This is a genomic window from Parapedobacter sp. GCM10030251, from assembly GCF_042666505.1.
GTDB lineage: Bacteria > Bacteroidota > Bacteroidia > Sphingobacteriales > Sphingobacteriaceae > Parapedobacter.
The window spans coordinates 1,228,350-1,253,141 of sequence record NZ_JBHTDN010000001.1 but is presented as its reverse complement, the minus strand read 5'-3'; the positions used below and the strand labels follow the sequence as shown (position 1 = coordinate 1,253,141).

The 24,792-nt window shown below is 43.5% G+C and carries 20 protein-coding genes; 13 read left to right on the top strand and 7 right to left on the bottom strand.

Annotated features, from left to right (window positions below; translation table 11 throughout):
* Window positions 1–9 precede the first annotated feature (9 nt).
* From ACFQRK_RS05490 to ACFQRK_RS05480, 3 genes are read left to right on the top strand one after another with little or no spacing between them, the layout of a single operon-like run.
* Window positions 10–1,182, top strand: a complete 1,173-nt coding sequence (locus ACFQRK_RS05490) for a glycosyltransferase family 4 protein (RefSeq protein ID WP_379004448.1) — start codon at window positions 10–12, stop codon at window positions 1,180–1,182.
* Window positions 1,183–1,186: 4 nt separating this feature from the next.
* Complete coding sequence (locus tag ACFQRK_RS05485; protein ID WP_379004446.1) at window positions 1,187–2,194, top strand: glycosyltransferase family 2 protein; 1,008 nt, start codon at window positions 1,187–1,189, stop codon at window positions 2,192–2,194.
* A complete protein-coding gene (locus ACFQRK_RS05480) occupies window positions 2,194–3,252 on the top strand; it encodes a UbiA family prenyltransferase (RefSeq protein WP_379004445.1) in 1,059 nt (352 codons plus the stop codon). Before ACFQRK_RS05485 ends, ACFQRK_RS05480 begins: the two co-directional genes overlap by 1 nt.
* Here ACFQRK_RS05480 and ACFQRK_RS05475 read toward each other — a convergent pair.
* Window positions 3,247–4,857, bottom strand: a complete 1,611-nt coding sequence (locus ACFQRK_RS05475) for a hypothetical protein (RefSeq protein ID WP_379004442.1) — start codon at window positions 4,855–4,857, stop codon at window positions 3,247–3,249. The two genes, ACFQRK_RS05480 and ACFQRK_RS05475, sit on opposite strands and share 6 nt — an antisense overlap.
* A 263-nt stretch (window positions 4,858–5,120) precedes the next feature.
* Between ACFQRK_RS05475 and ACFQRK_RS05470 the strand changes: the two genes are divergently transcribed.
* The 10 genes from ACFQRK_RS05470 (at window position 5,121) to ACFQRK_RS05425 (ending at window position 18,262) form a co-directional block, all read left to right on the top strand.
* A complete protein-coding gene (locus ACFQRK_RS05470) occupies window positions 5,121–5,828 on the top strand; it encodes a TolC family protein (protein ID WP_379004440.1) in 708 nt (235 codons plus the stop codon).
* A gap of 4 nt (window positions 5,829–5,832) precedes the next feature.
* Window positions 5,833–7,980: an exopolysaccharide transport family protein gene (locus tag ACFQRK_RS05465; RefSeq protein ID WP_379004438.1), complete on the top strand. Its 2,148-nt coding sequence runs from the start codon at window positions 5,833–5,835 to the stop codon at window positions 7,978–7,980.
* A gap of 341 nt (window positions 7,981–8,321) precedes the next feature.
* Window positions 8,322–9,521, top strand: coding sequence for an O-antigen ligase family protein (locus ACFQRK_RS05460; protein WP_379004437.1), 1,200 nt, complete (start codon window positions 8,322–8,324; stop codon window positions 9,519–9,521).
* 131 nt (window positions 9,522–9,652) lie between these two features.
* Window positions 9,653–10,840, top strand: a complete 1,188-nt coding sequence (locus ACFQRK_RS05455) for a glycosyltransferase (RefSeq protein WP_379004435.1) — start codon at window positions 9,653–9,655, stop codon at window positions 10,838–10,840.
* Window positions 10,841–10,956: 116 nt separating this feature from the next.
* Window positions 10,957–12,060: a glycosyltransferase gene (locus ACFQRK_RS05450; protein WP_379004433.1), complete on the top strand. Its 1,104-nt coding sequence runs from the start codon at window positions 10,957–10,959 to the stop codon at window positions 12,058–12,060.
* Between the two features lie 11 nt (window positions 12,061–12,071).
* A complete protein-coding gene (locus ACFQRK_RS05445; protein WP_379004431.1) occupies window positions 12,072–13,103 on the top strand; it encodes a RimK family alpha-L-glutamate ligase in 1,032 nt (343 codons plus the stop codon).
* Window positions 13,104–13,109: 6 nt separating this feature from the next.
* Entirely contained in the window at window positions 13,110–13,688 is a 579-nt protein-coding gene (locus tag ACFQRK_RS05440; RefSeq protein ID WP_379004429.1) for a gluconate 2-dehydrogenase subunit 3 family protein, read from the top strand.
* Window positions 13,689–13,703: 15 nt separating this feature from the next.
* A complete protein-coding gene (locus ACFQRK_RS05435; RefSeq protein ID WP_379004427.1) occupies window positions 13,704–15,206 on the top strand; it encodes a lipopolysaccharide biosynthesis protein in 1,503 nt (500 codons plus the stop codon).
* A 115-nt stretch (window positions 15,207–15,321) separates the two neighbouring features.
* Complete coding sequence (locus ACFQRK_RS05430) at window positions 15,322–16,524, top strand: glycosyltransferase (RefSeq protein WP_379004426.1); 1,203 nt, start codon at window positions 15,322–15,324, stop codon at window positions 16,522–16,524.
* 40 nt (window positions 16,525–16,564) lie between these two features.
* Window positions 16,565–18,262 (top strand): GMC oxidoreductase, encoded by a 1,698-nt coding sequence (locus ACFQRK_RS05425; RefSeq protein ID WP_379004424.1) that lies wholly within the window; start codon window positions 16,565–16,567, stop codon window positions 18,260–18,262.
* On the opposite strand, the gene ACFQRK_RS05420 is transcribed toward ACFQRK_RS05425, so the two are convergent.
* The 6 genes from ACFQRK_RS05420 to ACFQRK_RS05395 form a co-directional block, all read right to left on the bottom strand.
* Window positions 18,263–19,501 carry a glycosyltransferase gene (locus ACFQRK_RS05420; RefSeq protein ID WP_379004422.1) on the bottom strand — a complete coding sequence of 413 codons (1,239 nt, stop codon included), beginning with the start codon at window positions 19,499–19,501 and terminating at the stop codon, window positions 18,263–18,265.
* Window positions 19,502–19,577: 76 nt separating this feature from the next.
* Complete coding sequence (locus tag ACFQRK_RS05415) at window positions 19,578–20,336, bottom strand: hypothetical protein (RefSeq protein ID WP_379004421.1); 759 nt, start codon at window positions 20,334–20,336, stop codon at window positions 19,578–19,580.
* A gap of 9 nt (window positions 20,337–20,345) precedes the next feature.
* Entirely contained in the window at window positions 20,346–21,416 is a 1,071-nt protein-coding gene (locus ACFQRK_RS05410; protein WP_379004419.1) for a sugar-transfer associated ATP-grasp domain-containing protein, read from the bottom strand.
* Window positions 21,417–21,569: 153 nt separating this feature from the next.
* Window positions 21,570–22,430, bottom strand: a complete 861-nt coding sequence (locus tag ACFQRK_RS05405; RefSeq protein ID WP_379004417.1) for a glycosyltransferase family 2 protein — start codon at window positions 22,428–22,430, stop codon at window positions 21,570–21,572.
* 38 nt (window positions 22,431–22,468) lie between these two features.
* Complete coding sequence (locus ACFQRK_RS05400) at window positions 22,469–23,368, bottom strand: glycosyltransferase family A protein (RefSeq protein ID WP_379004415.1); 900 nt, start codon at window positions 23,366–23,368, stop codon at window positions 22,469–22,471.
* Between the two features lie 225 nt (window positions 23,369–23,593).
* Entirely contained in the window at window positions 23,594–24,658 is a 1,065-nt protein-coding gene (locus ACFQRK_RS05395; protein WP_379004413.1) for a sugar-transfer associated ATP-grasp domain-containing protein, read from the bottom strand.
* Between the last annotated feature and the right edge of the window lie 134 nt (window positions 24,659–24,792).

Sequence of the window (24,792 nt, the reverse complement as noted above, 5' to 3'; positions counted from 1 at the left end):
ACCTAAAACATGAGTAAAAAAGTCATTTTTGTCGTATCGGCCATTATGGATGCGTGGGGCGGAAGTGAAGAGCTGTGGTCCAAAGCCGTTCCCATTCTGCAAAAAGGAGGATTTCATGTGGTCGTTTGTAAACATCGAATCGACCGCGACCATCCAAAAATCGCGCGGCATATCCGGGAAGGAGTTGAGTTTTTACCTACCTCTCCGGTAAGGCCCCTGCCCGTACGCGTATATCGAAAAATCATTGAAAAATTGAGGCTGGCTTTGCGTTTACCGCCGTATACCGGGAGGCCGGCTTTTTCGTTAAGCATTGAGGCACTCACCTTTCAAAAATACCTGAAAAAATACCAGCCAAAAATGGTGCTTGTCTCACAAGGTGTCAATTTTGACGGATTGGGATATGCGTATGGCTGTATGGAATTAAATATACCGTATACCATTGTTTCTCATAAAGCCGTTGATTTTTACTGGCCACCGGCACCTCATCGAAATGAAATGCGGAACGTGATGTTGGGAGCGCGACGTTGTTTTTTTGTGTCCCAGCATAACAAACGGCTTACCGAAGAACAGTTTGGTGTCCGTCTGGCCAACAGCGAGGTGATTTTCAATCCCGTGAACCCCACAACTTATATTCCCTACCCAAACGGCAGCGAGAGTATCCATCTTTGCTGCATAGGGAGACTGTTTGCCATTGAGAAAGGGCAAGATATGTTAATACGCGTATTAAGCCAGGAAAAATGGAAGAATAGGCCCATAAAGGTTTCGATTATCGGAACCGGTCCCGATGAAGAGGTACTGAGAGAAATGGCTATAATGTTGGGGGCTACCAATATTTCGTTTCACGGCCATATTGACAATGTATATGAGATGTGGGGCCATTCTCACGCACTTGTTCTACCCTCCCGAACAGAAGGGCTTCCATTGGTTATTGTCGAAGCAATGATGGCTGGGAGACCGGTGATCACGACCGACGTGGGAGGTAATAAAGAGTTTTTAAAAGATGGCGAAACCGGGTTTGTCTGTTACGCAACAGATGACTCCTTGGACGCGGCTTTGGAACTGGCCTGGCAAAATAAACACCATTGGAAGGCAATGGGAGAAAAAGCAGCCAGTACCATACGAGCGACCATTCCTACTTCGCCAGAAACTATTTTTGCAGAAAAATTGCTATCGAGTTTATAAAGCTATGCAGTCGCCTCTGGTTTCCGTCATTATTCCTACATACAATCGCGCAAGCAAAGTGATGAACGCGGTGGAAAGCGTGATGGGACAAACCTACCCGCTAGTCCAGCTCATTGTGGTAGACGACGGTTCCGTCGATCAAACCCGGGATTTGCTTACTCAGGTAGACGGTATTACCTATGTCTATCAAAAAAACGCAGGCCAGGCCGCTGCACGGAACACAGGGTTGAAGTTTGCGAAAGGTGAGTTGATCGCTTCGCTAGATTCCGACGATAAATGGGCGCCCGACTTTTTGGAAAAATGTGTGCAGGCGCTAAACCAATTTGATGTGGACTTTGTCTTTACAAATTGGCATCAGCGATCCAAAGGGGCCGCCGACGATTGGGAGGATTTCTTTTCGGGGTATCGCTATTTAAAGCCTTTTTATAGGGGTGACGAGAAAGGGTTTGTGACATTGAACGCTCGTGACCTCCGTAGATTGTACTTGCAAGCGTGCCCATCGCCTTCGTCGTCAGCCTTGATAAAAAGATCATCAATGGTTAGCGGATGGAACCACCGCCTGAACATCGGCGACGATTGGGGGATGTATTTGGATATGATAATGACCAAGCCCACCCGTGCGGCATTCACATTGGAGAAATTGTGGTATAAGGATATCGATGGTCAAAATGTATTCGACGGTCGGCAACGAATAGAGGTAGTCAAATTGCTTTTAATAGACGATACCAAAACGCTATTGGATCAGTATCGAGATAAGCTGGATACAAATGAAAAAAAGCTGCTAGAACGGCAATATGTTGAAGGCCTGGTAGAGCTGGGTAAACATGTGCTAATCAGAGAAGGCAAAATCGCGAAGGCCCGTCGCCTGTTTATGGAGGCTTTCTCGCTAAGCGCCATACATAGCATGATATCCTTATGCAAATTGACTAAAACCGCCTTCGAACACCATTATCCGAATATAAAACGGAGGTTGCGGATCATTGGCCAGCCCGTAGCCGTCTCAAAAAATTAATGGAGGACAAGACTATGCCGGCTAGGAAAAATAACAAGGGGATAAGTGGTTTAAGCAAGCTGATACGTGCTTCGGAATGGTGGGGATTCAAGTTGCCGCCGTTACTGTCTATCGCCTATGCGACAACGTTTTTGTCGGGAGGCCGACTGTACGCGCTTTCTCCGTATTACCTTTTTTTTCTGCTTTCATTAGCCATCGGCGCTATTTATGTAAGCATTATCAATGACTTGACGGATATCCAGGAAGACCAGGCAGTCGGTAAACGCAATCGCGTGGCTAATCTCTCTCCTTGGTCGCGGACAGCGATTGTAGCGGGATGTTTCGCGGCTGGCACGGCCGTTTGCTATTGGGTATGGCCCGATCGACTCACCGTTGGCCTGTACGCATGCGCTTGGCTGGCGTTCACGTTGTACTCGGTACCGCCGTTTCGTTTTAAAAAAAGAGGAATTTTGGGTGTCATCTGTGACGCAAGTGGGGCACATTTCTTCCCTTCGTTGCTCATGGTTTCAGGTATCAGTTATGCAATGGGCGTAGAAGTAGACTATCATTGGTTTGCGTGGGTGGGCGTGTGGTCGATGTCGTTTGGGTGCCGGGGCATCTTGTGGCATCAATTCCTCGATCGTGAAAACGACATCAAGACACAGATTAAGACCTTTGCAGCCGGAATACGTCCCGAAAAATTCAAACCTTTCGCCATTGGATTATTTTGCGTCGAGTTGGTTGCGTTTACTGGTATGCTTTCACACCTAAACTTGGGTGCCGCCTGGTTATCGTTGGTTTTATATGTAGTGTTGGTGATCATACGATATCGGCGTTATGCGAATGTTCCCATCATCGTAATCTCACCGGAGAACAAGCACACACAGGTGTTGATGATTGACTATTATCAAACGTTCTTCCCCGCAAGCATATTGATATCCGCCAGCGTCGATCAGCCGCTTGCATGGGTTATATTGGTTGTCCATACAATTTTATTTCCCCGAAATTTGATTATTCCGCTCCGGGATTATTGGGTGGCGACGGCTGCATTATACCGACGAATACGGTATTCGCTATAGTACTTCCACAAAGATGGGAGTTTCCGTTACATTGACTGTAATTTTACCGTTTGCCACATCTTTCGTGCTGGTTTTCATTTCCTTGGCGCCGGCTACCAATTCGTGAATCCGAACCTGTTTGCGGTTTCCCACGGCAAGTTCAAATTTCTCTTCGCGGCCACGCTCGTCGGGAACGGTGAGCACATATATGCTTTTGTCATCCAGGGTATATAAGTCGACAATCGGGTCGGTATTCAATGTTTTTTGATAGAAATATTCGCCGATCAGCTTATTGGCTTGTAGAAGGAAGTCCCAAGTCGGCTTGCTTGTATACGGTTTATTTTGCTTATCTACGAAGCCCGAAGATGCGTATTGTATCGTGCTCCGTGCATCCACATCGTGCAACATGTAAAAAAACAACCGGTCGACGCCGAGTCTGGCATACATAAGCGCTGTGCGCAGATTCCAGTCAGCCTGGGTTTGGAGGGCAGATTTTTCCTTTATGGGGATCGCACGTTGAATGCTGTGTTCGTTAACGTCATAACCGACCTCCGTATTCCATACTTCCATACCCGGTAAATCGTTAATCACAAACTTTAAGAATTGATGAGCTACTTCAGGTGATGGAGAGATTTCCGGGGCAACCCCCCGTTGTTCTTTTCGGTCGCGCGTGGCCTGCCGGTTATTGGAATAATGGTGGTAATTTAGCACATCGAAACAAAGGTCGATGCTGCCATCTGCTTTGCGCCCGCGGTGTTTTTCACACCAGTCAATCATTTCTTTGATAAAATCCGGCTTAGCGGCAATACCGCCCATAACTACCTGCATATTAGGATCCGCATTTTTAACCCCCACACCAGGACCCAACGTGCCTTTGTGTCCGTCGTAAAAAGCTGACATATTCGCCGCGTATTCAGAACCCGTTTGCTGGGCAACTTTAGTGGGCTTCCACCACCTGTCCGGTTCGTTGTTGCACTCAACGTATTTAACGAGACCGAGACCTATTTTTACTTGATTGGGATCGTAATGAGGTTTCGGGTTGACATGGACGAGGGCTGGATCAACGTTTTTGTTGGCGCCATATCTCGCAGCGAACTGAAATCCCAGTTTAGCATGATCGATGTAAGACGCCGGATCACTCAGATCGGCTCCGTAAGGTGCAGGTACATTTTCGATGTCCCTTTTTTCAGGGGGATAGGTCTCTAAAAGCCAAGCCGGAATAGTCTTAATACAAGCCAGTACGGTAATGTCTTGTTCTTTACACCACTGGTATATTTCATCGTATTTCCACCCTCCCCTCGACGTAGGATTATATCCATATTTACCCTTGTTCTCCTCGATTTGCCGCCAATCCAAATAGTGCCGGAAACTGGAAAAAGGCTTGAAAAAGTAAGCTTGCTCAGGCTCTATCGGGATCCGTTGACTGCCGAAGTTCCATTCGAAGGCATTTATGCCCAACATGTCTTTGAATCGAATCTGATTGGCTTTGTTCGGTTGAGTGGCGGCTGTCAGCGGTGTGGTGCCCACTAACTCGGCCTGACCTTGCTGTTCGATACTCCTGTTATAGCAGGACAAAATCCCTAATAAACATAGACAAGTGATTAACAGGGTGTTGTTTATAATCATACCATCCTAACTTTAATGAACCTATTGTTTTCAGCATCAAAATAATAACGGTAGATTAACAGCTACAAAGCTAATAAATTCCTGTAGTTTTTAAACTACAATATCGAATAAATATGCGGATTGGCCATTACTTATTCTGGCATTAGAAATACTTTTGTTTGCCTGTTTGAAATACATCTGAAATGAATAGATTTTATCAACGGTTTTGTTCTTCTGAAATGGAAACTGTATTACATCCCACTAGTTTTAAAAATAATAGTCGAATGGTCTTAGGCAAAATAGGTATGGGCAAAATTGCCATAATGTTTATCGTGGTTGTTGCATTTTCGGCAAAAGGTGTGCGCGGCCAGGAATCGCTCATCAGAGAATTGGATTACCGATATCTGGATACGTTAATTGCGTTAGCTAAGCAAAACTACCCGAGAATGAAGATCCTTCAAGAGCAAGAAGCATTATCCCGGACGGACTTCCAAAGTTCCAAGCTAACGTACTTGGATGTATTTAACGGATCGTATATTTATCGCCCCAGAAATGCGCCTGCAGTCAACGAAATCAATCCGTATTTAATCAATGGCTATCAGTTTTCCGTAGGGGTGAATCTGGCCGGGCTGATTCGGAAACCTATTAACGTAAGGCAAGCGAAGCGGAGCTATCACGTTGCGCAATTGGAAAGCGAACAATATGAGGCCGAACTGGAAAACAATGTGAAGACTGCGTATTATAGTTATATGCAATCGATCAGCGAGCTCAAAGTCCGAACCCAATATGCACAGGACAGCAAGATTATGTTTGATCGCATACAACGCCAGTTTGAACAAGGGGAGGTCGAGCTGGAAACCTACACCGCTGCGAGATCGGAGCTATCGAGTGCGCATTCTGCTGTCATGCAAGCGGAGGTCAATTACCTAATCGCCAAAGACGGTCTGGAAGTGTTGGTTGGTATCAAGCTGGAAAATATTAATAAAGGTTAACGTCATGATCGATTTTAAAAGGTTACTGAAGTACATTTCAAGATATTGGTGGTTACTCATATTATTACCGGTATTTTCCATTGCGGTTACGTACTATTTTGTAAGGGACATGCCGGACAGTTATGCCTCGCGAACGTTGCTTTCGACCAATATTTCAGAGCTGTCTCGCCTAGGTACGGCGGGGCAGGTGCCTCGGCAGTTATATTCAAATATGTTGGGAATGATTCGAATGAAGCGGGTACTGGATGCCGTTTCTTACCGGCTTACCCTCCACGACCTGGAAGACGAGCAGCACGCATTTAGAAAGTATAACGATTCCTTGCGCACATTAACAGCAGGGGAGAAGGAAGCCCTGATTAATGAATTAAAGTCTAAAATCGCACAAAACACAGCATCCCCGAAGGAACTGGAGGCTTCTCCTGCGCTTTCAAAGGCGATTGAAGCCCTGGGCTATACGAACGAAGCCATTTTGAACAGTTTGGATATCAATCGGTACGGAGACAGCGATTTTCTGGGAATCGATTTTTATTCCGAGCACCCTGAGTTATCGGCTTATGCGGTCAACACCCTGGCTAATGAGTTCATCCAATACTATCATACGGTTACCAGGGTCGACGATGGAAGGGCCGTTGCTTTTTTAGATTCGCTGTTGAAGCAAAAAGAACAGGCGATGCAAGCAAAAAATGATCAATTAAGGGATTATCGCTCAACCAGTGGCATTTTAGACGCTAGCTCACATACCGGTATGTTGTACCAGCAAATAACCAGCCTGGAAAGTAGCCGGGCGCAGAAGCTTGTTGAAGTAGAAGCCGCGCAGGGTGCGATAAGGAATTTAACGAATCAGCTAAACTCTCCCGCTTATTCCAACCGCTCGGCACTGAATAACGAGGTGATTTTGCTGGATGGCGAATTGGAGGCGGCCAATCGGAAGTATATCGAAAGTAACTTTGGCGCCGCAGAGAAACGACGCGTTGATTCGTTGCAGCAAGAAAGGAGAAAATTGGTGGCGGGTTCCGGCGGCCAGACCGGATCCCTGCCGCTTACGTCGAATCGATCGCTCCAGGAAAGCCTTCAGCAAATGCAATTGAATTTGTCATCGTTGCGAAGCAGTATTACTGCTATCGAATCAGAGCTGGCAGCGGCACGGAGACGTTACAATGCCATGGTTCCCATGGATGCCGGGTTGCAAAGTCTTGAGCGCGATGCGGAGTTGGCGACAAGTGAGTACATGGAGATGCTAAACCGGTATAATCAAGCAGGATTCGCTTCAGAAGCGGGCTTACGGCTAAATGTGGTTGAATACGGCTTGCCGGGGCCTCCTACACCTTCAAAAAAACTGATCTATACGGGGCTGTCCGGGTTCGCAAGCCTGATGATGTGTCTCGCAGCACTCACGGTGTTATTTTTGTTTAATCGTCGGATAAACGATTCGGAACAATTGATGTCTGCGACAAAGGGTACGGTACTGGGAAGTTTAAATAAAATCAATCTCAACCAGTGGAATATCCGGAATATCTGGAAAGATGCCACCGAAAATCCACAACTCGGTCTATATAAGGACTTGATTCGGTCCCTTAGATTTGACATCAGTAGGCGTTCATTGGCCAATAATGATAAAATTCTCGGGATTACCAGCTTGAAACCGGGCGCCGGAAAATCATTTCTAGCCGGTAGCCTTGCGTACGCGTTTGCGCTAACGGGTAAAAAGGTCTTGCTTATCGGGGACGATTTAAGCGGTCTGATAGAAACACCGTCCACCGCACGCAACGGGGTCGAAAAAGGAAAGCAGGAGTTTGAGACGTTTCTCGTTAAGCGAGAGATCCAGGTCGAAGACCTCATAACGGTTTTGACACGCAACAGAGAGAACGCTTCGTTGTTTGAACTGCAGGACAGCCACACGCTTCAGACCGGATTTCGTACGTTGAAGGATACGTTTGATTTTATTGTGATCGATATCGACAGTTTTCAACGTGTTAATCAAGCGAAAGAATGGTTAATGTTTTCGGATTTATGCGTCGGTGTGTTTGAAGCGGGCGACCAGATTTCTGAAAACGCACAGGATTTGGTTCAATATATCCAGCGACATAAGGGCTTTTTAGGCTGGGTGCTGAATAAGGTCAATATTAAGCGACTTAGTAATGTCGGAAATTGATCTTACTGAAAAAGAGATTTGTTAGGTAACGGCTTTCTGTCAAGTATGATAAATAACAAGGTTGACATCACATGAAAAGGTTGGTTACTGCCGGTAACTCCACGCTAATGAGGGGGCTATTCCCGGCTATACTTATCGTAATTAGTGTCGCCCTAGCCTACACCACTAGTGAGATTGGGATTTTCGCGCCCATAGCGCTTATCTTGGCGAGCATCGGCGTTGTTTTTTGCATCGTATTATTCCGGAACCCTGTTTTAGGCCTTTTTGTCACATTGGTATTTTGCTTTGTAGTCACGATGATTACCAGGGAACTCCGGCTAACGATACAACTTGGTATTGGATTGGAAATACTACTTTGTTTAACGTGGTTGGCCGCTTTTTTAAACAAAGCAAAAAGTAATTGGGCAAACGCCAAAAGCGATGTCGTGGCGTTGGTGATTGTTTGGTTTGTGATCAGTGTTTTTGAGATCGTTAACCCTACGGCCCCAAGTATGATGGGGTGGGTTCACGAAGTGCGTAATACCGCGTTGAACCTGCTGCTCGTTATCCCTCTCACTATGATTTTGTTTACGGAAAGGCGGCATTTAGATATATTCCTAAAGATCATCATTTCCATTTCACTACTAGCGGCACTGAACGGCATAAAGCAACTTCATTACGGTCCGTTTCCGGGTGAAATGCGGTTTTTGGTTAATTCACCAACGCATATGCTTTTTGGTAAGATAAGGGTGTTCTCATTTTTTTCTGACGCTGCCGGGTTTGGTGCATCGCAAGCGCATATCGCGCTGATATGTTTTGTATTGGCAGCTGCTCCACTGAAACAGTGGAAAAGGATCGTATTGGTATTGATCGGTGCCGTGTTGATGTATGGGATGTTGATTTCGGGAACTAGAGGTGCTCTTTTTGTTTTCGCAGGCGTTCCAATCGGCTTATTCCTGACCAAGCAATTCAAGTTATTGTTGGGAGGAGCGATTGTTCTTTTCGGTATGGTCCTCTTCTTGAAGTTTACGATGATCGGTCATGGCAACTATCATATTCGGCGACTGCGGACGGCCGTTAATCCCGAACATGATGCTTCGTTTCAGGTTCGTTTAAATACGCAAGAGGAGCTACGTAGCTACCTAAGTTCAAGACCATTTGGAGGTGGATTGGGAACGATTGGCGCAAACGGACAAGAATTCAATCCGCATGGATATTTAGCGACTGTTGAGCCCGACAGCTATTGGGTCAAGGTCTGGGCGATGTATGGTATTGTTGGACTTGTCATTTGGTTCATCATCATGGCGTACATCATGGGCAAATGTTGCGGGATTATTTGGAACATAAGGGATCCGGTGTTGCGGATAAAGCTAGTAGCGCTGGTTTCGGGCACGATTGGAATTTTCATTGCCAGTTATGGCAATGAAATAATCAACAGAACGCCATCGTCAATCATTGTATACATGTCTTGGGCTATTATTCTTGTGGCTTCAAAATGGGATAAACCCGTCGCGCTCGATATAAAAAAGGAAAAGCATCTTGCAGCAAATCCATTAAACTAACAACAGTTACTTACATGCCTTTTGAAATTTTTATCATTCCGGGAATCATTGCCTTTCTGATAGGCATTAGCGCCGGCATAAAGGTCAATGCTACATCAACAAAACCGAACAAGAGATAGAAAGGGCTACGCATGGTCAATCAAAATATAGTCGTAGTCGGACAACAGCCTTGGGATACAACGCTGGGAAGCAATTGTAAAGACATCGCTGTGGAATTCAGCAAACACAACAAGGTGCTCTATGTCAATTCGCCGCTCGATAGGTATTCGTCCATATCGTTGAGAACCACACCATCCATACAAGATCGTTTACGAGTGATTAAAGGTAAGGAAGCTGGTTTTCGGGAGGTCAAAGAAAACCTATGGACATTGTACCCCGACTGCATCGTGGAATCTATTAATTGGCTAGACAATGTGCCCATTTTCAATGCGGTCAATCGGTTCAATAATAAACGCTTTGCGAATAGCATCAAACGCAGCATGGCACACTTAGGATTTGATGACTTTATTCTATTTAATGATAATGAAATTATCAAATGCCACTATTTACAAGAATATCTCAATCCAAGGGTTAGCGTCTACTATTCGCGGGACCTGATTATTGCGGCGCCTTACTGGAATAAGCACGGAAGTCGGCTTGAACCGCTTATGATTAAGAAAAGCGACGTTTGCGTAGCCAACTCCATGTTCTTGATGAACTATTGCAAGCAATACAACGAAAATTCACATTATGTGGGGCAGGGATTTAACGATAAGTTGTTTGCCAATTTCATAGGCAATACACCTGCGGAAATGAAAGAAATAAAAGGCAAACTAATCGGATACGTTGGTGTATTGCACAGTAGTCGGCTGGACGTAGATGCCATGATTTATATTGCCAAACAACGGCCTGAGTGGACAATTGTATTGGTTGGCCCCGAAGATGAAGGGTTTAAACGGAGTAAACTGCATGATTTACCCAACGTCGTTTTTTTGGGAATGAAAGACGGTAGCGAATTGCCCAACTATATTTATTCGTTTGATGTCTGTTTGAACCCCCAAGTGCTGACGCCGCTTACCATAGGCAATTATCCGCGGAAGATAGACGAATATCTGGCGATGGGCAAGCCTGTCGTCGCCTTGCAAACGCATGCCATGGAAATGTTTTCGTCGGTCACCTATTTGGCACAAAACAACGAAGACTATGTGCATCTCATTGATTTAGCACTCCAAGAAGATTGCAATGAGCTACAGGAGCAACGGAGGGAATTTGTACGGTCTCATACCTGGAAAAATTCCGTCGAGGCTATTTACGAGGCAATTGGAGCATTGAAAAAATAACTATGGATCTGGAGATATTATTATACTTGATTTGGTACAGTGTTCAGCTGGTTATTGGCTTTAACTTAGTATGGCCGCTACTGTTATATGGCATATACCTAATCAGGCGGAACAAATTGAACAACCAACCAGGAACTGCTGTTTCGCAAGGCGACTACGCAGTCATTGTGACGGCTTACGAGCAGACAAGTATGATTCCCGCCGTTGTGGATTCGCTGTTGCGATTAGATCACGATCAGTTCATCATTTATGTTGTGGCCGATAAATGCGATGTGTCATCGCTCCGATTCAACGATAACCGGGTGATTTTGCTTAGGCCCGAAGAAGTACTAGCCGGCAATGTGAAATCGCATTTCTATGCCATTGACCGATTCGTGAGGCCTCACAATCGCCTCACCATCATCGACAGTGACAACCTGGTCGAACCGACGTATTTGAGCGAACTTGATCGATCTTTCGCCTTGGGATTTAAAGCGGTGCAAGGAGTCCGTAAGGCCAAAAACATGGACAGCATATTTGCCCGCTTGGACGCGGCCCGAGACTTATATTACCATTTTTACGATGGCAAAATATTGTTCGATGGTGGGTCGTCGGCTACATTAGCCGGCTCCGGTATGGCGTTTACAGTGGATTTTTATAAAGAGTGCCTATTGGGAAAGACGATAGAAGGAGCCGGTTTTGACAAAGTGTTGCAATACGAGATTGTCAAACGGGGCGAACGAATTTGTTTCAATGAGTGGGCAATTGTGTTTGATCAGAAGACGAGTCATGCTTCCCAACTCGTTGCCCAACGATCACGATGGATCAACACGTGGTTTAAATACTTTACCTATGGTTTCAGTTTGATTAAATCTAGTTTGGTAGGTTGGAGCACTAATAAGTTCTTGTTTGGGTTGGTGTTACTGCGCCCGCCATTGTTCTTCTTTTTGATGTTATCCGTGTTGTTTCTGCTCATAAATTGGCTGGTCGGCAGCGTAGTGGCCTTGGTATGGCTGGTCGGGCTTGCGTTATTTGTTGCGGGGTTTTTCCTGTCGCTTTATGCATCGGGCGCGGAACGAGGAATCTATCGCGCCCTTATCAACATTCCCAGGTTTATGTTTTATCAGATATTGGCATTGATGAAATCCAAAAAAGCGAACTCGATTTCGGTGGCGACTAAACACACGGAGTACGAACAAAAGAATGATCATAAGCAATTGGGATCGGAAAAGTCTTATTAAAAAATTGTACAATGAAGATTGCGATACATCATACGCCCGGCACATTTTCGAATCGTTGGATCGAACACTGTGAGCAATTCGGCATAAATTACGGAGTCGTAAACTGCCACGATAACGACATTGTCGACCAGTTACGTGATTATGACGCCTTGATGTGGCACTATTATCACGATAACTACAAAGACTCGCTGTTGGCAAAACAGCTTCTTTTTGCATTGGAACAAGCTGGCAAGGTGGTCTTCCCAAACTTTTACACCAACTGGCATTTCGACGATAAGGTTGGCCAAAAATATTTGTTAGAGCTCTTTGAGGCTCCGCTCGTCCCTTCGTACGTTTTTTACGACGAAGCAGAGGCGAAGCAATGGGCCCGGCATACTTCCTATCCGAAAGTCTTCAAGATACGCAGAGGTGCGGCCAGTTCAAACGTCCGGCTTGTGAAAAGTGATAAGCAATGCATACGGCTGATCGATCAAGCGTTTGGAAAGGGGTTTGGTCAGTTTGATCCATTTCAAGCGTTTGAAGACCGAACAAGGCGATTTCGAGAAACAATGAACCCGCTTGAACTGATCAAGGGATTAGGCAGGTTTGTGGCTCCTCCTGCGTTTGCCCGAAAAGCCGGTCGTGATAGGGACTATGTTTACTTTCAGGACTACATCCCGAACAATGACTTTGATATTCGGCTGATAGTGATTGGAAATCGTGCCTATGGTATGAAACGCATGGTTCGTAGCGGTGACTTCAGGGCTTCCGGAAGTGGGCATTTCGTTTATGACGATATCGAAACGGATGTTCTGCGTGTTGGATTCGATGTTACTAAACGGTTAAGGCTTCAATGTGCAGCCTATGACTTCATCTACCACGATGGCAAACCGTTGATCATCGAAGTAAGTTTCGGTTTTGGCATTAAAGGGTCCAGTAAGTGCAAAGGATATTGGGATTCGGAGTTGATTTGGCATAGCGGCGAGTTCAACCCGCAAGGCTGGATGGTCGATGCCGTCCTCGAAGAAGTAGTGCGGTCGAAGGAAAACAGGGGCGATCATTGAACGGGTATGTTGATTGATAGAAAAAAGGCAATCGCCTACATGGCATTATTGATGACCGGCGTGTTTGTTTTTACGTCCGTAAAGTGGCTTTTGCACGTTCGTGGCATCGATCTGAGATCGTTGGCAAAAAAGAAGCAATTGATTAACGAATTGACTGAAACCATCATTCCACGTACAGACACACCCGGCGCTAAAGACGCCAATGTGGCTGATTTTATTATTAGTATGGTTACATCCGGGCTCCCAAAAACAGAACAATGGACGTTTTTGCTGGGGTTGGAGGATGTTGACAAATACAGCATCCGGCATTTTGGAGAGGTATTTTTAAAGTGTTCCGTCGCGCAGCGTACGAAGGTACTTCGTTATTTTGAAAGAAGCGAATGGGTGGGACCTCGATTGGTCCAAAAAATTAGAAATAAGTTGCTTGGGCGTTCGTTTTTCACTTTGTTTAGATGGTTGACGGTCTTAGGGTACTGCTCGTCGGAGGCTGGGGCAACAAAGGCGTTAAGTTATGATTTTATACCGGAGGTTTACAAGGGGTGTGTCCCTCTTGAAATCGGGCAAAAGGCTTGGGCAATTCAGTAATTAGATTGATTTATTGTGACAGAAGCAAGAAAAGTATACAGGCGGTGGTTTGAAACTGGCCATCTGACCGGGAATCTGAAGAAGAGGTCGGTGAAGGGAGGAGTCAATACTGTGTTTGCGCAGTTTTTCTCTTTTGGAACCCAAATGATTTCTACGGCTGTCATGGCTCGCCTTGTCAGCCCGGAAGGCTTTGGTGTGGTGGCGATGGTTACGGCAATCACTGGGTTTGTAGTGATATTCAAGGATTTGGGGTTTTCTTCTGCAGTTATACAAAATAAGTTTGTCACCCAAAAGCAGATCAGTACCTTGTTTTGGCTAAACATTATGTTTAGTTTCGTCATATCATTAATCATACTCGCGCTTGCGCCCGTCATGGTGTCGTTTTACGGAGAGCCTCGGTTGTTCAACATCACACTGGCATTTGCTTTCAGTATTTCTTTTGGCGGTCTTTCATTGCAACATAACGCCTTGATGAAAAGGCAGATGAAATTTAAACAATTGTCAAGTGTTAGGATGCTGAATGCTGCTACGAGTGTCTTGATTGGTGTTGCTTTAGCCTGGATGGGATTTGACTATTGGGCCATTGTTGGTGCAACGATAGCACAAACGGTTTTGAACGTGATCCAGCTATGGACCGTTTGCAATTGGCGACCAAATTTCGTGTTTGATGTAGCCCGTGTTCGCCATTTGGTAAGATTCGGGGCTGGCGTAACCGGATTTGACTTGGTAAACTATTTTTCAAGAAATGCTGACAATGTGCTAATAGGCCGTTTTATCGGCGCTACTGGCTTAGGGTTGTATAGCAAGTCATATCAACTATTGATGCTCCCCATCACCCAATTAAGGGGGCCATTGACTACCGTGGCCTTACCGGCGTTAAGTACGTTACAACGAGACCCCAAAAAATACGCTGAATTTTATAGGCGTTATGTTTTCATCCTGGCTTTTTTTTCCATGCCCCTGGTAGCATACTTGGCAGTATTTTCGGAAGAGGTCATTTTGTTGGTTTTAGGCGAAGCATGGATTGATGTGGCTTATATCTTCCAATTACTGGCCTATGCTTCGTTCATACAACCTGTCGCTGGTTCAACGGGACTGGTAATGATTACGACAGGGCAGACAAAGCGATATTTTATATGGGGGGTGATTAGTGCGATTGTCACAGTGCTGGGATATCTGGTTGGCATCAATTGGGGCATAACGGGCATCGCAGTTTCCTACATCGTCGTCAACTATACGTTGTTGTTTCCGGCGTTACATTGGAGTCTTAAGGGATCGCCAGTCTCCATCTACATGTTTTTAGCAGAAATTCAATACCCACTTCTGTTTTCAATTATCAGTGCGGCAGCCTGCTGGTCAACTAAAAATTTCTTCGGAAATTGGCCGGATTTATTATTGGTGGTCGTCGGTTGCAGTATTGGTTCCCTCGTCTATCTATCGCTTTGGTTTATTTCAAAACATACTCAAAATAAGTTTAAAGGGGTAATGGAAATTAAGAGTCTTATATTTAATAAATAAGAAAGGATTGCATAACAAATGGAGCGATTAATTATACCTGTTCACCAAATAGAGATAATCAAGCAATTTGTCGGTTTAGCGGGCTCCAACTTGAATACTATTGCATTAAAAAAATATGGATAAGCTGGATTTTGTTTTCGTTAGTTTACAACGCATAAACACTGATAGGGACTCGACGTCAACCGCTATTGCGAAAGAACTGGCCAAAACGCATCGGGTATTGTATGTAAATCCACCAATTGACAGAAGGACATTATGGTTCGGCAGCGATGATCCATATATCAGCGATCACATAAATTTACTTCGAAGTAATAAAGCGCCGGATAATTTGGAGAAGGCGGATGATAATCTTTGGGTTTTGACACCGCTGAATATTATTGAGTCGATAAACTGGATTCCACACACGGGTATTTTTAGGCTACTGAATAGACGGAACAATTCCATCTTCGGGGGTGAGATTCAAGCTGCATTGAATAAAATTGGTTTCGGGAAATTTATTTTTATAAATGACAAGGATATATTCAGAAGTTTTTATTTAAAAGAAATGCTACGTCCACGTTTAAGTGTTTATCTGGACAGGGATTATATTGTTGGCATGGATTATTGGAAACGACATGGAACCAAGTTAGAACCGGATCTTTATGCAAAATCAGATCTGGTGCTCTGTAACTCTCCGGGATTTACACAACAGGCGCTAAGGTACAATCCGAACAGTTTTTACATCGGAAATGGATGTGACATCACGCTTTTTGATCCTGCACGCCACTATGATGTTCCGGAAGACGTAGCAAGGTTAAGAGACCGCCCTATTGTTGGTTACATAGGTGCCTTGCTGGATATTAGATTAGACATTTCGCTGCTCGTGTATTTGGCAGAATCACGGCCTGCTTGGAACCTTTTATTGGTAGGGCCGGAGGACGAGGCTTTTGCAAATAGCAAGCTACATACACTGCCTAATGTATTTTTCCTCGGCAAAATAGAAAGCAGCCTAGCACCGGCATACATCCGTTATTTTGATGTTTGTATTAACCCGCAGATTAAGAACTCGATCACCGAAGAGAATTTTCCATTGAAGATCAATGAATACCTGGCTATGGGAAAGCCTACTGTCGCAACTAAAACGAATGTAATGGAGCAGGTGTTTAGTTCTGTAGTGTCACTGGCGTCATCGCCAGAAGAGTTTTTGCATTGTGTTGAAAGTTGCCTGGGGAGCGACACACAAGCGGCTACGCAAGCTCGGATAGACTGCGCACGGTCATTCAGTTGGGATAAAATAGCACAGAATGTGGTTGAAATTGTCACTCAACACTTGAAGTAAGGGAAAAAAATTCTGAAAATCACAACTAACGTTCTCTTGTATGCGTTCAAACAGCTACATAAATACAATTCAGACTTACGATGCTATCGTTATTGGATCGGGGATAAGCGGTGGCTGGGCTGCTAAAGAATTAACCGAGAAAGGGATGAAAACATTGTTGCTGGAACGTGGAAGAGACGTTAAGCATGGCGACTACCCAACGGCTATGCTGCACCCATGGGATTTTAATCTTCGCTTAGCGAACCCGATAGAAGATTACCATGAAAATCCCATACAAAGCATGGGATATGATCAAAGCAATAAGTTATTTTATGTAAATGACAGTGACCATCCTTACATTCAAGAAAAACCATTTAATTGGTATAGGGGGTACCAGGTAGGCGGGCGCTCGCTTACTTGGGGAAGGCAATGTTACCGTCTGAGCGATCTTGATTTTGAGGCAAATGTCAAGGAAGGCATTGGTGTGGACTGGCCCATTCGTTATCACGACCTAAAACCATGGTACGACTATGTAGAATCTTATGTAGGGGTAAGTGGCAGGAAGGATAATATAGCACATTTGCCAGATGGGCCTTATTTACCCCCTATGGAATTAAATTGTATTGAGCAGCATTTGGAGGAAAGCGTCAAACAGACCTATGGGCGTATGCTCACCGTAGCGCGCGTTGCAAACCTGACAAGTGAACGGAATGGCAGGGGGCCTTGCCGCTATCGGAACCTATGCTCACGCGGCTGCCCATTTGGTGGGTATTTCAGCAGCAACAGTGCCACCATTCCCCAAGCGCTGCACACCGGTAACCTGACCTTACGGCCTTTTTCGATTGTAACGGAAATCTTATATGATAACGCCACTGAGAAGGCAAAGGGCGTGCGGATCATCGATGCAATTACCCACGAAGTAATGGAATTTTATGCTCGAATTATATTTCTCAATGCATCAACTATACCTACGGCAGCCATTTTACTCAATTCTAAGTCACCCCGGTTTCCAAACGGGTTGGGTAATGACAGTGACCAGGTGGGGCGCAATCTGATGGACCATCATTCATCTGCCGGAGCGTCAGCCATGCATGAAGGCTTTGGAAACCAATATTACAAGGGTAGACGTCCCTGTGGTTTCTTAATACCTCGGTTTCGAAATCTGGTTGATGAAAAAAGCCGGAACCTTGACTTTTTACGAGGATACCAGATTCAGGGTGTCGGGCGAAGAGACGGTTGGCAGGAGAAGATGTTGTACCTACCAGGCTTCGGCAAAAAGTTTAAAAACGATTTGACGTCGCCCGGACCATGGACCGTGTGGATGGCCGGATGGGGAGAATGTTTGCCGTACCAGGACAATAGGATAACGTTAGATCGTTCCAAAATAGACCAGTGGGGCTTGCCTTTAGTGAACGTCGATTTTTCTTTTAGGGAAAATGAAAGTGCAATGCAGCAAGATATACAACGGACCTGTCATGAAATGTTAGAAAGTGCGGGGTTCAAAAATATTGAGATTTTTAATTATAATAGGCCAGGCGGGAGTACGGTTCATGAGATGGGGACGGCACGCATGGGACGTGACCCTAAAACCTCGGTAGTGAACCGTTTCAACCAATTGCATGATGTAAAGAACGTATTTATAACCGACGGAAGCTGCATGGCTTCATCTGCTTGTCAAAATCCTTCGTTAACCTATATGGCCCTTACGGCAAGAGCCTGCAATTATGCTTATAGTCAACTTAAAAATGGGTTACTATAACTACCCAGCCAAAACTTCGCAATAATACTTTTCTAATTTTTCACCGAGAACTTTCGAGTCGAAATTGTCGACTACGAAATTTCGGGCAGCTTCGCCCATTTTTTTTCTGAGGTCGGTGTTATGCACCAAAAGCTCTATTTTATCCGCAAAACCCTCTTCATCCCGTTCTGGTACAACAAACCCATTGATCCCGTTTTCTACACCATACTTCATTCCTCCGGCATCCGATACGATTACCGGAAGACACATCGCTTGGGCTTCTTGAATAACCAGCCCCTGGGTTTCAGCTCTTCCATCATCATCTACGATACCCGGTAATAAAAATAAATCAGATTCTTCCATGATTCGTATAATCTGTTCCTGAGTCTTGAAGCCGGAAAAAGTAATATGGTTTTCCAAGTTGTATTTATTTACTAACTTTTTAAGGTTTCCTAACTCTTTACCATTACCTACAATATGGAATCTAAGGCTTTTTATCTGCCTGTCATTGATTAAAATATGGGCAATTTTAATAAGTATATCGCATCCCTTGAGTGGGATTAACCGGCCACAAAAAAGAACATTGGTGAATTCAGCAATCGTTTTTGCCTTAGAAGGCTTGTAATATTGTGTATCTAAACCTACCGGCAAAAGCTTTATACGACGATAGTGCGGATTAATATTTAAAATCAGCGACTTTCCGAAGTCGTTGTTTACAGTAATTAATGTGTTGTTAGCAAAGAGCTCCTTGTAGCGTTTGCGATTCAAAGCTAATTCGTTCGGCATCATATCGTAACCATGAAACGTTGTTATTAGCTTGCTCTTTTCGAAAAACCCAAGGTATTTCCCCTTGAAAAAAAAATCGCTCATAAAGCCGAAATGGGCGTGAACGATGTCAAAATCTGATCCTAAACGATTGAATGCAAGGAGTTTGTAAAATACCTTCAGCTTCAAGGCGTCAATTTTAAATCTGAAGATATTGAGCGCTCTAATGTGGTTACGGCTTGGATTTCGTATACAGGTCTTGATAAAACATGCAAGCCGCTTTAACGCTGAATCGGGTATGTTCACATAGGTCGTTTTAGCAAGCAGGTCGTACTGGATAACCTTCGGATGTGGAGGGTGTTTCAGCGTACCCCAAGATAGGATCGCGATGTCATAGCCCCGGTCCAGCAAATATACCATTTGATTCACGATAAATGTTTCAGATATTCTTGGGAAATCAGGTATTAAAAATAAAATTCTTGGTTTTTTGTTCATTACACTAACTAATGGGAAGGAGCTGCTTGAAAAGTGATTGATCGTGGATATTTTAATTTAAAGGATTAATTGAGCGTTATAATGAGATGATTTTTTTTACAACCTTATAAAAGAATGTATTCTTTATAGGACGGGCTGCCTTGTCAACGTGGTACCTCCGTAGTGCCCCTTTGCTGAACCTATATTCGAGCCCTTCTTCAATCGTATACATACACGGATTGCAAATACCACACGGTTTGTTGTTTTTTGGAAGATGACAAAACCACGTTTTATTCATAATATCAATATAGTTCATTTCTTCGGCCCACCTCTTCATTGCTAACTTATTAGCATCCAGTATAGGGAAGCGATAATGTCCAAAAACCTTGATTAAACTTTCAGTTGAAACATCTTGGTTTAGCACGTAATAATCGCCGATTAACTCGTCCTGCTTTTTTATCAAGCTACCGTATTTTTTAATAATTGACGATGCCTTATCGTCTTCGTGTATAGCCAACTCTAGATTTTTAACGGTTACCGCAAACCTTGCTAACCAATCATATTGGCTACCAAAGAAGTTAGTTTTTAATATTTCATTGTACGCATCTGTGATTTCCGGATTTTTAACTATATCCTCTATCTTTATGGAGATCAGTTCGGAAATAACGCACTTTGTTTCTGGGTGCTGGCGAATGTCCTTTGTGATAATATCGATAGCCCTTAATTCGAAATCTTTGGACTTTCTCGTGCATTCGAGAAGGTAATAAGGCTGAATCGAAACAGGTTTATTTGCTAATTGCAGAATTCGGTATGTCGAATCCCATCCACCAGTCCAAAGAAGATGAATCTTTTCCATAGTTGTTTATTATGTGGTTCGTTTTCGTCTATTCGAGACCCTCCAAAGATTCTCCCAACCCAAATCCGAGAAACAAGGACCTTGGGTTGCTTCAGAGAATTTGATACCGTTGTGATTTCCATTCCACTCCATAATTTTAACGTCATCGTTTTCATCAACAATCATATCCCAGCCAATACATCGGGCAAGCGGCATTGATTTATGAAGGGCTACAGCAGTTGAGATACACTTAGCAAAGTTCGGTATCAGTTTTTTTGCAAACAGAGTGCCTGTATCTGGATGCCTGTCTGTCAGGTTCCAATTTGGCATAAAACCTTGATTATGCAATGCTCCCGTTTCCAAATTAACCGGAATCAATACACGGGACTCTGAGTTAATATGTGTGTCTTTACTGCGTCCTAACCGGAGAAAACAGGCTCTAGCTGTGCAACTGCCATAATCATCTATAGCTGTGGTAATACGTATTGTGGCGACTGAGTTGGGCATAAACGCTTTGAAAAAAGCATGCTGCTTGATATACTCCTGAATAACGCCATCGCCAAGCGTCTTTATCTTATTGACATCAAAATTTGATTCATCAAAGATCGAAATCCCGAAACCTCGGCCTGAATTGTCTTTTTTAAATACAACCTTATTTGAATCCCTGAAAACATATTCTTTGATTTTTTCTAGCGGAAAGGCGCTATAATCGGTTGTAAAAAAGAGCCCGTTGGTATAATAGAGAAGGTCTGGAAAACTATGCTTATTAAATAATTTGTTTGTTAACGATTTAAGGTCGCCAATTTTGCCATATTGTCCCTTTAATGCAGGAACCACAATTTTACCGTAGTAATTGTCGGGTATCCACCCTTCTTTAAAGGACTCGGCTACAGCGCTGTATACGTAAAGCCAGGGTGCATATCCTTTCCATCCCAAAACGTCGCTTGCATATTCATTTGAAAGTTTTATAGATTTTGCATCAGTCTTCCCTTTTATTGATTCAATGCTTTTTAAAGTTTCAAAGGCAATATTATTAAGCGATTTGTGATATTCATACGTTAAATATCTCTGGACCAAATTCTTTATAGTTTTTCTTTTCATCGTTCATAACGTTAATAGGCATTCTTAATTTTGGCTTTCATATCTTGCCTTTGAAAGCGAGTCAAACCAGGTTCACGCGAGCATTCCGCGGTGCTTCTGGATGGTGTTTTACCGTTTTTATATGATAAATCTTACGTTAGCTTATTTAAAAGATCAGTAGTTTTCCGAAGTCTTGGTGTCATGCTCCGGTAAAGGTCTGAACAGTGAAAAAAGGCGTTTGATCTCTTTGCGGATTCTATTAAATAATACTTTGGCGAAACTTCCTTCGGATTGCAGCGTCCGTGGCGCTGTCCAAACGCGCGAGCGGTTAGCCTTCATTTGTTTGATTTTTCCAAACTTCATCAGGTCAAAGCACATTCTGCCGTCCTCACCACGGATATTGTGATCCACAAAGCCGATAGCGCGCCCATTCGCAGCAATATACCCCATGCTCATGCCGTATGCATTAAGGTATGGCCGTTTGAAGTGTCTCAATTCGGCAATCATATCCTTCATTTTCTCGAATAAATACAATTTCCAGCGCGGATATTTCTCGTCGGGCAAAAAGGAATATCGACCGTAAGCACATACTACCTCCGGTTTTTTTAACACGCCGATCATATCATCTACCCAAGTAGGCGGATATAGGCAATCGGCATCTGCCAAAAGAATGTATTTTCCACGGGATTGTTGCTGGCCCAGTTCTCTCGCAGGCCCCGGCCCTTGAATGGGCTGGAGGAAGGTTCTTACGTCAAGTCGCTTTAGCGTTAGGTCCGTATGATCGGTAGAATTGTTGTTTACAACGATAATCTCAAGCGGTAGTACGGTTTCCATACGGGAAAGGCTATCAATACAGTTCAAAATATTGACTTCTTCGTTCCATGCGGCTATGACAATAGATACCGAGGGTGCATTACTTTGCAGCCTTTTAAGCCGGCCGTTTATTTGAGTAAAGACGTCGCCGGGAATTTCCCAATAGCTACCGAATTTATGATCACAGGTGTCAACCCAGTTTGGAATACGTATTGCGCTCATTTGGAATATAAAAAATACATATAATACAGCTGCCCATGTTAAGGCTGATAGGGCTTATACCGAACGCTTACATTCTCGAAATTGATCCGTAGATCGATTAACCTGTCAATTTCGGTATTGGAAACAAAAATGTTTTTCTCGGCTTTTGCTTTGAATATTTTTCTGTTCTCCTGATCATAATAGTCCCAATCTTTTCCGTTACCTCCTAAATTTTTTATTTTTTCATCCCGGGAGTTGCTGATATAATTTAGAAAGTTGTCAATCTGGACTTTTTTGTACGTAAGTCCGCTTCTTACCGCACGTTCTCTCAATTCATAATCTTGGAAACCGGTAGGGTAGAAGTCCTCGGAGTATCCACCTAATTTCAGAAAGTTCTTCCGGCTTAGCGCAATCCGTCCCACGGTTCCCCACAACGGATCTCGTTTAAATTGTACGATACAGTCTTCGCCGATTGTATTAAATAGGTAGTTCAGATAAAAGGCAAAGTCCTTTCCGGTGAAATTATCACCATCTACGTTGCAGACAACATCTCCGGTCGAGAAGTAGTGCGCTAGATTCTTTGCTTTAGACGCATGAAATGTTTTGGGTTCCGTCGTGTGAATATAGCGCAAAATGCCTTTGTCGATATAGGATTTGAACTTTTCGCGAATAAAACTATCCAAATTATCTGTTGAGTTATAGTTTACTAAGCAAATCTCCAAATTGGGATAGTCGATATTGTCATGGATGTTTTGCAATAAGGTCTTTTCTAGCTGGTACAGCCTGTTCATACAAGTAATACACAGCGATATTTTGTAATAAGTTAAGTCCGGAGCATAAATTGCCTCCGGGAGCTTTTCGATTTTCAATCTTCTTAATTTACTATCCCGTATTTCACGTAGGCGCTTTTCCCAGCTCAGTGGAATGACTCGTGATAGCAATAAACTGAATGTCGACATTAACGTTTAATTTTAGTTCAAAAACAAATACCGTATCCGATACATAAGATAAATAACCCTTTCATTAGGATCTTTACCGATTGGATGGCCAAAAATAAGATTAAGGTATTGAAGTTGTCTGTAAACCCATAAACAATACTTTTTCTTGTCGTCAAAATTCTACAATTACATCGATATGGATGACGGGCTGATGGTTGTTTATTAGTTCAAGTACTGGTAAGTGACTTAATCAATTAGCGATCTCTGCTCTCTCCAAAGTGTTTCCCAATGCATATCTGAGAAACAAGGGCCCTGGGTTGCTTCTGAGAATTTTATGCCATTATGATTTCCATTCCATTCCATAATTTTAACATCATTGTTTTCGTCGACAATCATATCCCATCCGATACATCGCGCCTGAGGTATCAATTTATGAAGCTCTAATGCTGTTGAAAGGCATTTAGTGAAATTCGGAATCGTTTTTCTTTCAAATAAAATTCCGGTATCAGGATGCCGGTCTGTGGTCGTCCATTTTGGCGTAAATCCCTGTTCATACAATTCTCCGGTCCTTAAATTAATTGGAATCATGATATGGGAATCAGACTTGACATGCGTATCTGCACTGCGCCCTACTCTTAAGTAACACGCTCTGACAACAGAATTGCCACTGTCATCTATTGTGGTAGTAAAGCGCATAGTGGCTACCGAGTTAGGCATAAGTTCGTTAAAAAAGGCGTGTTGGCTAATGTAGTCCTGAATAACGCCGTTACCTAACATTTTTACTTTATTGACATCAAAGCTTGATTTTTCAAGAAAAGAAATCCCGCGGCCCTGCGCTGAATTATCTGATTTAAAAACAATCCGATTTGAATGTTTAAAAACGATTTCCTTGATCTTCTCTGGTGAAATAATTTCATAATCTGCTGAAAAAAATAATCCGTTTGCATAGTATGCAAGGTCGGGGAAAACGTCTCGTTTAAATATTTTACTATTGAATGATTTTAAGTTTGCAACCTTTCCATAATCACCTTTCAGTGTAGGGACTACAATTCTACCATAATAATTGTCTGGTATCCACCCTTCTTTGAAAGAGCCACATACGGCGCTGTATACACTGAGCCAAGGGCCGTATCCTTTCCAGCCGAAAACATCGTTTGCGTATTCATTTGAAAGTTTAATCAATTTTGGATTGGTCTTTCCCTTTATAGATTCAATGTTTCTTAATATGTTAACGGCACTACCATTGAACTTGTTGTGATATTCATATGACCAATATCTTTTGACCAATTTCTTTGCGATTTTTCGGATCATAGTTGTTATGGGTTTACAATGTTTGGTACTATTTACGTACAGAAAAGTATTCGACTTTTGCAGCTGGTTTTATAATAACTTGCTTGTTTACAGGTTTTAATTGTTTTAGAGCATCTTTAGTCGCTTATATAGAT